Raw genomic sequence first — 9,887 nt, 5'->3', positions numbered from 1 at the left:
GCCGCGGCGGCGCTGGCGGGCCCGCCCGCGAGCCGGGCCGAGCGGGAGCGGGTGCTGCGGGCGTTCCGGGCCGCCTCCGAGGCGGGCGACTTCGCGCGGCTGGTCGAGCTGCTGGCCCCCGACGTGGTGTACGTCGCCGACGGCGGCGGGAAGGCGACCGCGTCGCGCACCCCGGTACGCGGTGCGGAGCGCGTGGCACGCCTGCTGGCCGCGATTGGCGTGCGTCATCCCGGCGACCGGGCGGAGCTGGTCGAGGTGAACGGGGAGCCCGCCCTGGCGACCTACCGGGCCGGCGAGCTGCGCTGGATCGACACGGTGGAGATCGACGGCGGGCGCATCACGGCGTTCCGACGGGTGGCCAACCCCGACAAGCTACGGCACGCCGCTCACCGCTGACCGAGGCGATCAGTTCGCCGCGCCCGTTCGCGGCGGGAGATCGCGAAATACACCACGCTGACGACCACGAAGAACGGCACCCCCGCCCACCACGCCGGCCGCAGCGGCTCGATGAACAGCGTCGAGACCAGCACGGCGGCCAGCGCGTCGGGGGCGTCGTCGGCGATGGCGACCTGGGGGCCGCGCGCCCCGGCCGGGCTCGCCACCCGCTCGCCGTCCGCCGTCAGCCGCTCGGCCAGCTCCTCGACCAGGGCCGACACGTGGTCGCGCACGGCGTACGGATCGATGCGCTCGATGAGGTCGAACCCGGCGTTGGCCGCGTACGCGGACGGGATGGACGGGGTGCCGGTCTCGAAGCGGCGGGCGTCGCCGGGGAAGTCGAGCAGCCGGGGATCGAACGCGAACGGCCGCGTACGGCCGAACCAGCCGGTCAGCTCGGGCTCGCGCTGGTGCTCCATGCCACCGCGGACGTAGAGGAAGGCGAGTCCGGGCAGGCCGAGCAGGTACTTGAGCGACCCGGAGGCCAGGTAGTCGCACCCGAGGCGGCGCACGTCGACCGGCGTGACGCCGGTGGCCTGGTAGGCGTCCACGAACACCCGCGCGCCCCGCTCATGCGCCAGCCCCACGACGTCCTCGACGGGCAGGCGGGCGCCGTTGCGGTAGCTGTGCAGCGGCACGGACACGAGGTTGACGCTCTCGTCGATGACCCGTTCGTAGTCCTCGGCGGCGACGTGCTCGCCGGTGTCGGCGCTCACCCGTACCCGGGCGCCGCGCTGCCGCTGGGCCAGCCACACGTGCGCGATCGACGGGAACTCCAGGTCGGTGGTGACGATGCCGGGGCGGCGCGACCAGTCGAACGACGACGCGGTCTGGAAGGCGGCCTCCGACGCGCACGACAGCACGGCCACCTCGCCCGGGTCGGCGCCGATGAGCCGGGCGAAGCGCTCACGGGCCAGGCCGACCTGCTCCATCCACGTCTCCCATGGTGCGCCCCTGTCACGCAGCGAGTGGCCGATCTCCTGCAGCGCGTACGCCAGCCGCGACGACAGGGCGCCCTGGCTGCAACTGGCCAGGTGGACGGAGTCGGCCAGCGAGGGGAACTCGGCCCGGAACTGGGTGGCGTCCAGGAAGGGGGAGGCGTCCAACAGGTGCAACATTTCGGCACACTATCGGCCGCCCTTTAAGGAAGATCGCGAAGGTGCTGGACCTGCCGCTGTTCAGCCTGTTCCAGGAGCCCGACGGGGCCGCCGTCGCCGTGGTCCGGCAGGACAACCGCATGCTGGTCAGATCCCCGACCGGCGGGGTCGCCTACACCCGCGTCTCCCCCGGGCACGGGCGGCTGGAGGTGCTGGAGGGCCACCTGGTGCCGGGCGGCTCCTCGGCCGCCGAGCCGTGGTCGCACCCGTCCGAGGAGTGCGTGGTCGTGCTGCGGGGACGGCTCGTCGTGGAGGTGTCGGGGGTGGAGCACCTCCTGGAGACGGGCGACGCCTGCTACTTCGACTCGTCGCTGCCGCACCGCTACCTGAACCCGGGCGACGAACCGGCGACCTACCTCATCGCCACCACCCCGCCAAGCTACTGACCACCCTCGCGCGTGGACCGGTGGCGCGAGGTCACGTCCGGCGTACAGGATCGGGGAATGACCGCAGGAACGGCCGACCGCAAGCGCTTCACGCCGGGCGAGACGGCCGTCCGACGCCATGTCTGGCAGGGCAAGGTCTGGACGGCGGTCCCCTACCGCGTCCTCCAGGACACCGACGAGCACCTCGTGGTGGCCGGTTGGCCGGGACTGCGCGGCCTGATGTCCACCACGTGGATCCATTCCTTCCGCAACGGCCGCACCCACCGGGACCGCACGCTCGCGGAACTGGCCTCGGGCAGGTGGGAGCTGGGCTGGTGGGCCTGGCGGGACACCACCGTACGCAGTTGGTACGGCATCGACGACCACTTCACCGTACGCCAGTTTTTCGACGCCGATCAGCGGCCGATCGCCTGGTATGTCGACTTCGACCTGCCCAAACGGCGTACCCACCTGGGCATCGACACCTTCGACCTGCTGCTCGACCTCCTCGTCGAGCCTGACCTCTCCCGATACCGCTGGAAGGACGAGGACGAATACCGGCACGGCCGACGCCTCGGCCTGATCGACGACGACGTCCACCACCGGGTCGCCGAAGCCCGCCAGGAGGTCATCGGGCTGATCGAGACCCGGCAGGGCCCCTTCGCCCACGACTGGACCCCACCCCGGCACCCCGACTGGCCCACCCCGACGCTGCCCGAGGACGTACGGACCGTCCGCTGAGCCATGAGCGCGCCGAGATCATCCTGTGGTCGTTGACGGCCGTGGGAGCAGGCTCCCAGAGGGAACCCTCCGACCGGCCGAAGAAATCCGGGGCGCGGAAGACGAAGCTGTCAGCATGATCGCAAATGTCTTGGGGCCCGTACTGGCCGCCGCCCTGTTGCCCGGCGCACCGTCCCCTCCCCATCTGCATGAGTGCGCGACCGCGACCACACGCTGCGACGGCACCGTCGAGGTCCCCCTCGACTGGGAAAACCCCTCCTCCGAACGCATCTCCGTCGCCTTCACCTTCATCCCGGCCAAGAACGCCGACGGCACGGTGGCGGCCAACCGCGGCGGGCCGCAACCGGCTCTGCCGGAGACGCCCGCGATCCAGCAAGTGCTCGGGCCTGTCCTCGACCGGAAGAACCTCCTGGTCATGGATCCTCGAGGGATAGGACAGTCCTCGCCGCTGTCGTGCCCGGGAGCCGACCCCTTCAAGCCGGCGACCGTCGCCGCCTGTGCCGAGAGCGTGGGTGCGCGGGGCTCGTACTTCACCGCCGACCAAGCCTCGCACGACCTCGACGCGGTACGGCGAGCGCTCGGCCTGGGCAAGATGAGCTACTTCGGCAACTCCTACGGCACCCTGTACGCCCAGGCGTATGCGGCCCGGTACCCGAACAGCCTGGACGCGATCTTCCTGGACAGCTCGCTGGTCATCGGTCGCGACGGGTACGCGGACCAGGGGTTCGACGCTCGCCTCGACTACCTCGATCTCGTCTGCGAGCGGTCGAAGGCATGCGACGCGCTGCCGGGCACGGCCTCCGGCATCTGGACGAAGCTGGTGGAGCGGCTGCGAAAGCAGCCCGACCCGGAGGTGACGCTGCACCAAGCGCTCACGCTACGTGAGCCCGCCGAAGCGGTGCTCGGCCGGGAGAACGTCGCGGCCGCACACGCCTACCTCAACGGTGACCCGGCCCCACTACGCCGTCTGGCCCGGCTGACCCCCAAGACCATCCCGCCGTTCGATCCTCCGTGGTTCGCGGGGCATCTGGCCTTTCGTTGCGGCGACGGCTCCTTCCCCTTCGACCGGCTGGCACCGGCGGCCGAGCGTCAGGCGCAGGCCGAGCGGTACTACGAGCGGGAACGCCCGCTGGCGCCCTTCCAGCCCACCGACTTCTTCCCCACAGAGGCGGTCGCCAGCCAGGAGTGGTGCATCAACTGGCCGACCCCGCGGCACAGCCCGCCACGCCCGCCCGGACAGGCGCTGCCCGACGTACCCATCCTGGTCGTGGCAGGCGACTTCGACGTCGACCGCCCCTCAGAGGTGGAGCGTTCGCTTCGGGTCTTCCCGAGCGCGACCGTCATCCGGATCCCGTTCGGGATCCACGCACAGTCCCTTTTCCCGTCGCCGCTGGGTGAATGCGTGCGCGGCATGCTGCGTACCTTCCTGACCACCAAGCGGGTGGTCGACCAGAAATGCACCGGCGAGAACTACCGCGCCGTCGGCGCATTCCCGCAGAAGCTCGGGGACGTGGCGCCGCACCCGGCCCGCAAGCTCAGCCCCGCCCAGCGGCGGATCCTCGCGGCCACCTTCGCCACCGCCGCCGACGCCACCGCCCGCCGCAATCCGCACGCCTTCTATTATTTCGGGCGGCAGAACGAGTCGGGGCTGCGCGGCGGCCAGGTCACCTTCGGTCAGGACATCACGCTCGACGGAGTGCGGTTCGTGCGCGACCTGCGAGTCAGCGGCCCGATCACCCTCACCCAGGACGGCCGCGCCACCGCGGCCCTCACGGCCGAGACCGACGGACGCGTCCACGAGGTGGCGCTCACCTGGACCGCGTTCTCCACCCGCCCAGCCCTGTCCGGCACGTTCGACGGCATCCCCTTCGGCTAGCCGCCGTGTCGCGGCGCCGGGCACGAGTGATCAACAGCGATCGAGACACTGCGCAGGGAGGGGGCGACAATCACTCATTGGAGTGGATTTGTTACGATTCGTAGCGATAGTAGTCAACTCGGGGGGAATCATGTCTACCGTCTTCAATGAGGGCACCGGGGCGAACAACGCCCAGAACGTCGTGCGGGCCGTCAAGGAGTTCCTGCAGCAGGCCACGGACCGGAAGGACGTGCCGCAAGACGTACGTGACCGGGCCCGCGAGCTGAAGGCGCAGCTGTCGCAGCAGGCGGCCGGCGGCACCGCGATGTCGCTCTAGCCGTATCCGGCCGCGGACGACACAAGTGGTCCCGTGCGGAGCCCGGCGAACGCCGGGCCCCGCACGCACGCGTCAGGCCCCTGGTCAGGCCACCGCGTCGCCGGTCGTCAGTGACGGCCTGCCGGTCGCCGGGGCGGCCGACACCCGGATGAAGCGCATACCCGGCGCCGTCCGCGAGGCCGGGTCGATGGCTGTGTCGACCGCCGGGTCGATGGTCGGGTCGATGGCCGGGTCGACGACGACGGCGGATGGCGGGGCGGGTTGGGGGACGGCCGGGCGGGCGGGCACACGGAGCCGGAGAACTGACGCTGCCTTGGACATCGCGGTCCTTTCCAGGGAGCGGTCAGCGCGGGCCGGGAGCCGACGACGACCGCTGGCGGTTCAGGGGCAGTGTGTCTCTTCAGGAAGCGTGCCCCTGTCCGGTGGCGGAAAACGAGATCCGGTCCCTCCACCGTCACCGCGAACGCAACTGTGACCGCGACAGGACGCATCGGCCCCAGGATGCAGCACGCTCGCCGGCTCGCGCGACGCCGTCGAAGGACGGCTGTCAGAACGAGATGACGAAGGGGCACTCGGGCCCGTGCCGGTCGTTGCGGGCCTCGTAGGAGTCCAGGTACTCGTCGTCGCGGCGGACGTGGAGGATGTTGCCGTCGAGCGTGCACCGGTTGCCGGAGGCGAGCAGGCCGGCCAGGGGGTCGGTGTGCTCGATGGGATAGAGGGACTCGACGCCGTCGTAGGCGATGGTCACGGTGTCCGCGGAGCGGGTCACGGTCTCCCCGGTGAAGCCGTACATGCGCAGCTCCGAGACGCACAGCAGCGGTTTGGCGCTCTCGCGCTCGATCTCGGCGGCGTACCCGGGCAGCTCGGCGCGGATGACGTCACGCAGCCGCCCGGCGTACCGCGTGGTGGCGGCGCACGTGTACGAGCACGGCATGTACGCGATGAGCCCGTGCACCCGGTGCCGCACGAACGGGTTGCACAGCGCGGACGGCTCGCCGGAGGTGTTGCGGAGCGCCGCGTAGTAGGTGTTGTCGTCGTGCCAGTTGTTGCGGGCGCGGAAGAAGTCCTGGCAGCAGCGCGGATAGCCGAGGGCGTCGCCGAACTTGTCGTGGTCCGCCCGGTGCTTGTTGACGACCTTGCCGTTCACGATCAGCGGATACCAGCCGGCGGCGACCACCCGGTCCAGCGCGGCGGGGTCGCGGGCGAGGAAGACGTGCGCCTCGGTGCCCTCGGTCAGTACGGGGGCGAAGGCGGCGCGGGTGGTGGTGAGCATGTTCGGCGGCACCTGCGCGAGCTGCGGGGAGAACCGGTCGAAGCAGGCGTCCACGTGGTATTCCAGGCCGAGTTCGGCGACGAGGGCGAGGAACGGGTGCCAGCCGTCCACGGGGATCCACGCGTCCATCGCGGGTTTGAGTCCGTGGGCCACCGCGATGAGGGTCGGCAGTTGGGCGCCCGCGAGCGTCGCCGCGACGAAGTTCCAGTACGGGCTGGCGCGCAACTCGGCCTCCACCGGCGCGGGCACCGGCAGGTGCACCGGCCGGACGACGGCCGGAGGCTCGGACGGCAGCACGAGGATCGGCTCCGCCGACGGGCGAAGGTCCCGTTCGACGGAGGGCCGGGCGGCCTCGGCCATCAGGCTCTCGGTCCGGGTGAGCAGGTGCAGGGCCTCCTCCCGCCGTCCCAGGTGGCGCAGCGCGAAGGCGTAGCACTGCCACAGGTACGGGCTGCGCGGATCCAGCCGCACGCAGGAGGCGTAGCGCTCGGCGGCCGTCCGGTAGTCGCCGCGTACGTACGCCACGTGCGCGGTTGCCAGGTCCGCGGTCAGCGACGTGCCGGGCGGGACGAAGGGCGGTTCGGCCTCCTCCGGGAGCGCCCGCGCGGCCTCCAGCAGCGAGTCCCCGGGATACCAGCGGCGTACCACGCCGTCGAGCACCCAGTTCTCCGGCAGGCCGAGCGCGCGCAGCATCCCGGCCGCCGCCGGGTCGGGCAGCACGGGCGCGGGCACGTCGAGGACGGGCGAGGGCGGGTTGCGCTCGTCCCAGCGATCCCGGTGCGCCGCGAGGTCGGCGTCGATGCGGCGGCGTTCGGCGGGCGGGGGCGACGGCAGCCCCTCGGCGCACTCCCCGGCCCACGCGGTGATCTCCGCCACGAACGCCTCGCCGAGCGGCGACAGGACGGCGTGCTCGCGCAGGCCGTCGAGTCCCGCGTGGATCTGGCGGACGGTCCGGTAGGCGCGGCCCACGACCTCCGCGGGCTCCAGCCCGCCCGCGTCGGGCAGGTCGAGCAGGCCCCGGTGGAAATGCACGGCCGTCGCGAAGCTGAACACCGCGTGCAGCAGGCCGCTGAGCGGCCGGGGGTCGTCCCGCCAGGGCGAGTAGTGCAGGGGCTCGCCGGTGTCCTCGACGATCAGCGGGGCGAGCATCATGATCGCGTTGAGCTTCTGGTGGCCGTACTCGTGCACGAGGGCCTCGGCAGTCTGCAGCGGGCTGCCCAGGGAGAGCGTGACGAGGCCGGGCGCCTCGCGGAAGCTGCCGCTCAGGTGCCGCCGCTCGTCGGGCGAACAGACCGGGACGATCACGCCGACGCCGCCGCGTACCTCCTCGGCCAGCGGCTCGGACACCCGGGCGATCAGGCGCAGGTGCTCCTCCATGGTCCCCAGCCAGCGCGCCGCGGCGGCCTCGTCCAGGTCGGCGAAGGAGAAGTCGGCGCGCCCGCCGAGCCGCAGGTCGAAGTCGAGCCAGTTGAGCTCGATGCCGCCGGACACCGTCGGCACCCGCGACAGCGGCGGGTCCCCGGCGAACGTCCCGTCCTTGACCGCGAGCCGGACGCGTCCGCGAGGCGGCCCGGCGGCCAGCGTCAGGCCCGCGCCGGGCAGGCTGACCCGGCCGTGCGGGTCGGCGCGGACGTCCGCGTCGAGTTGCCCGCTGCCCGTCAGGTACAGCGCCGCGCAGGCCAGCCGGGCGAACTCCCGCAGGTGGGGGATGAGGTGCACGTCGGGGAAGCGTTCGTGGGCGCGGCGGCGTACCAGGTCCCAGGCGACGTCCACCCAGAACGCGGCGCTGGGATGGCCGAGCACGCGCCGCTGGACGGGCGCCGGCGCCTCGGTCAGCGCGGCCAGGCAGCCCGGGAACCCGGACGCGGCCAGCACGGGCTCCGGCAGCGACTCGGCCAGGCGCCGCACCCCGACGAGGGTGTTCAGGTAGCGCGCGGCGAACACGGCCCTGGTGGTGTCGGTCCACCCGCCGGGCCTGGCGAACTTCGCGATCGTCGTCGCGTCGAGCCGTGGAGTCACCGCGCTCCTCCTTCGCGCCTGGCCACCCTCTGCAGGTCGGTACGGACGGTGCCGACGATCGTGCGGATCAGCTTCATCAGGTCCGCGCAGTACACCGACGGGTTGGCGAACCCGTTGCGCCGCGAGTAGCGCTGCGGGAAGTAGCCGCCGCCGCAGATGCGTACCAGGTCGCAGGCCCGGCAGGTGTCACTGAGCGTCGCCCACGCGTCCTGCCGCGCCCGGACCTTGGGCGAGGTCAGCGCGTCGTCGAAGCTGTGCTCGAACACGTTCATGCCGAGGTCGCAGGCGCCCGGATGGGTGACCTTGAGCGTGTCCACGGCCTGGATCTCGCCGTTGGTCTCCACGACGACGAAGTCGACCGGCTGCAGGCCCCACTCCTCCGAGCTCTGCGTCGCGCCCAGGAAGAGCGCGATGATGTCGCGGAAGCGCCGGATCCTGATCGGCTGCGGTTTCTCCGCGTACCAGACGTCGAAGATCGGCAGCAGCCAGTCGGCGTACGGCGTGGCGTCGGGAGAGTCCTTGCCCGGCGGCCTGCGGTCGTGGTGGCCGAGCGGCAGCAGGAAGTCGACCGACGGCGGGTCGAGCGAGCGGAAGTACGAGTACGTCTCCAGCGGGTCCGCCGCGAGGTCGACGACCGCGAGGATGCCGCCCCACAGCCGGGGAGCCGTGCGCAACAGCGCGATCGACCGCTCCACGGCCTCGAACGACGAGCGGCCCGCGTGGTCGAGCCGGTGCAGGTCCTGGACGGAGCGGGGGCCGTCCATGCTGAGCCCGAAGGACAGGTCCCACTCCTGGCAGAACGCGAGGACCTGCTCGGTGTACAGCACTCCGTTCGTCTGCCCGTTCCACCGGATGCGCACGTCGGGCGTGTGCCGGGTGACCGTCTCGAACAGTTGCCGCAGATAGTCCACGCCGAGCAGCAGCGGCTCACCGCCGTGCAGGATGACGTCGGCCTGCGGCAGGCCGTGGGCCAGGGCGTGCTCGTTGATCCGCTGCCCCAGCCGGGCGGCCGTCTCCAGCGACATCCGGTGCGGCTGCCCGCGCCAGGACTGGTCGGCGTGGTGGTAGACGTAGCAGTAGTCGCAGTCGAGGTTGCAGCGCGAGGCCACCTTGCAGATGTACGACTTGAACGGCTCCTTGTACGGCTCCTCGAACGACTCGGCCTCAGACACGTCCGGACCACGAACTGTGCGAGCTGAACGAGCTGAAGGAACTGAAGGAGTCGAAAGAGCTGAAGGAACTGAACGAGCTGAAGGAGTCGAACGAGCTGAACGCGCTGTGCTGGCTGTGCTGACTGTGCGCGCTGAAGGCGCTGAACGCGCTGTGGCGGCTGTGCGAGCTGAACGCGCTGTGCCTGCTGTGCCGGCTGTGCGAGCTGAAGATCTGCCCGAGTTCGCCGGAGGCCATCTCGTGCGGGTAGAGCTCCGTCAGTATCTGCCCGAGCACCGTGCCTTCGAGTTCCCCGACCGAGCTGAGGTCGAACTCGCCGAGCTCCAGATCGATACCTTCTGCGGAGGTCTCCGCGTGATCCGACGGCTCGGCCATCCGAACCTCCACGGCTGAGGGGACTTCAGGGGAGTGCGGCGGTACCTGTTGCCATAGCACAGCAACTCCCCGTGCCAGTCAAGGCCGCGAAACGGCCACCACCGTACGACGTGCACCACCAGGACATACGCCACCACGGGCACCGTCCGGCCGCCCGCGA

General features: G+C 71.5%; 10 protein-coding genes. 5 read left to right on the top strand and 5 right to left on the bottom strand.

Annotation, left to right across the window (positions count from 1 at the left end):
• The coding region (locus tag ABD844_RS03975; RefSeq protein ID WP_344873019.1) for a nuclear transport factor 2 family protein at positions 1-396 on the top strand (396 nt) is incomplete at its 5' end.
• Here ABD844_RS03975 and ABD844_RS03970 read toward each other — a convergent pair.
• On the bottom strand, positions 387-1,553 hold the full coding sequence (locus ABD844_RS03970) for an aminotransferase class V-fold PLP-dependent enzyme (RefSeq protein ID WP_344873017.1): 1,167 nt from the start codon (positions 1,551-1,553) through the stop codon (positions 387-389). The two genes, ABD844_RS03975 and ABD844_RS03970, sit on opposite strands and share 10 nt — an antisense overlap.
• 41 nt (positions 1,554-1,594) lie before the next feature.
• Between ABD844_RS03970 and ABD844_RS03965 the strand changes: the two genes are divergently transcribed.
• From ABD844_RS03965 to ABD844_RS03950, 4 genes are all read left to right on the top strand, one after another.
• The gene (locus tag ABD844_RS03965; protein ID WP_344873015.1) at positions 1,595-1,978 is read left to right on the top strand and encodes a cupin domain-containing protein; all 384 of its coding nucleotides are present in this window, start codon (positions 1,595-1,597) and stop codon (positions 1,976-1,978) included.
• 57 nt (positions 1,979-2,035) lie between these two features.
• Positions 2,036-2,698, top strand: a complete 663-nt coding sequence (locus ABD844_RS03960; protein WP_344873013.1) for a DUF402 domain-containing protein — start codon at positions 2,036-2,038, stop codon at positions 2,696-2,698.
• A gap of 115 nt (positions 2,699-2,813) precedes the next feature.
• A complete protein-coding gene (locus tag ABD844_RS03955) occupies positions 2,814-4,574 on the top strand; it encodes an alpha/beta fold hydrolase (protein ID WP_344873011.1) in 1,761 nt (586 codons plus the stop codon).
• A gap of 130 nt (positions 4,575-4,704) precedes the next feature.
• Entirely contained in the window at positions 4,705-4,890 is a 186-nt protein-coding gene (locus ABD844_RS03950) for a hypothetical protein (protein WP_344873009.1), read from the top strand.
• Between the two features lie 84 nt (positions 4,891-4,974).
• Here the strand turns inward: ABD844_RS03950 and ABD844_RS03945 are convergent, their stop codons facing one another.
• The 4 genes from ABD844_RS03945 to ABD844_RS03930 all read right to left on the bottom strand — a co-directional run bounded on the left by ABD844_RS03945 (position 4,975) and on the right by ABD844_RS03930 (position 9,727).
• Positions 4,975-5,211: a hypothetical protein gene (locus tag ABD844_RS03945; protein WP_344873007.1), complete on the bottom strand. Its 237-nt coding sequence runs from the start codon at positions 5,209-5,211 to the stop codon at positions 4,975-4,977.
• A 226-nt stretch (positions 5,212-5,437) separates the two neighbouring features.
• A complete protein-coding gene (locus ABD844_RS03940) occupies positions 5,438-8,182 on the bottom strand; it encodes an aKG-HExxH-type peptide beta-hydroxylase (protein ID WP_344873005.1) in 2,745 nt (914 codons plus the stop codon).
• The gene (locus tag ABD844_RS03935) at positions 8,179-9,354 is read right to left on the bottom strand and encodes an FxsB family cyclophane-forming radical SAM/SPASM peptide maturase (RefSeq protein ID WP_344873003.1); all 1,176 of its coding nucleotides are present in this window, start codon (positions 9,352-9,354) and stop codon (positions 8,179-8,181) included. The genes ABD844_RS03940 and ABD844_RS03935 overlap by 4 nt, the downstream gene beginning before the upstream one ends.
• Complete coding sequence (locus ABD844_RS03930; protein WP_344873001.1) at positions 9,347-9,727, bottom strand: hypothetical protein; 381 nt, start codon at positions 9,725-9,727, stop codon at positions 9,347-9,349. The genes ABD844_RS03935 and ABD844_RS03930 overlap by 8 nt, the downstream gene beginning before the upstream one ends.
• Between the last annotated feature and the right edge of the window lie 160 nt (positions 9,728-9,887).

This window comes from Nonomuraea antimicrobica (genome assembly GCF_039536965.1).
Taxonomy (GTDB): domain Bacteria; phylum Actinomycetota; class Actinomycetes; order Streptosporangiales; family Streptosporangiaceae; genus Nonomuraea; species Nonomuraea antimicrobica.
This window is presented reverse-complemented; position numbering and strand designations above follow the sequence as displayed.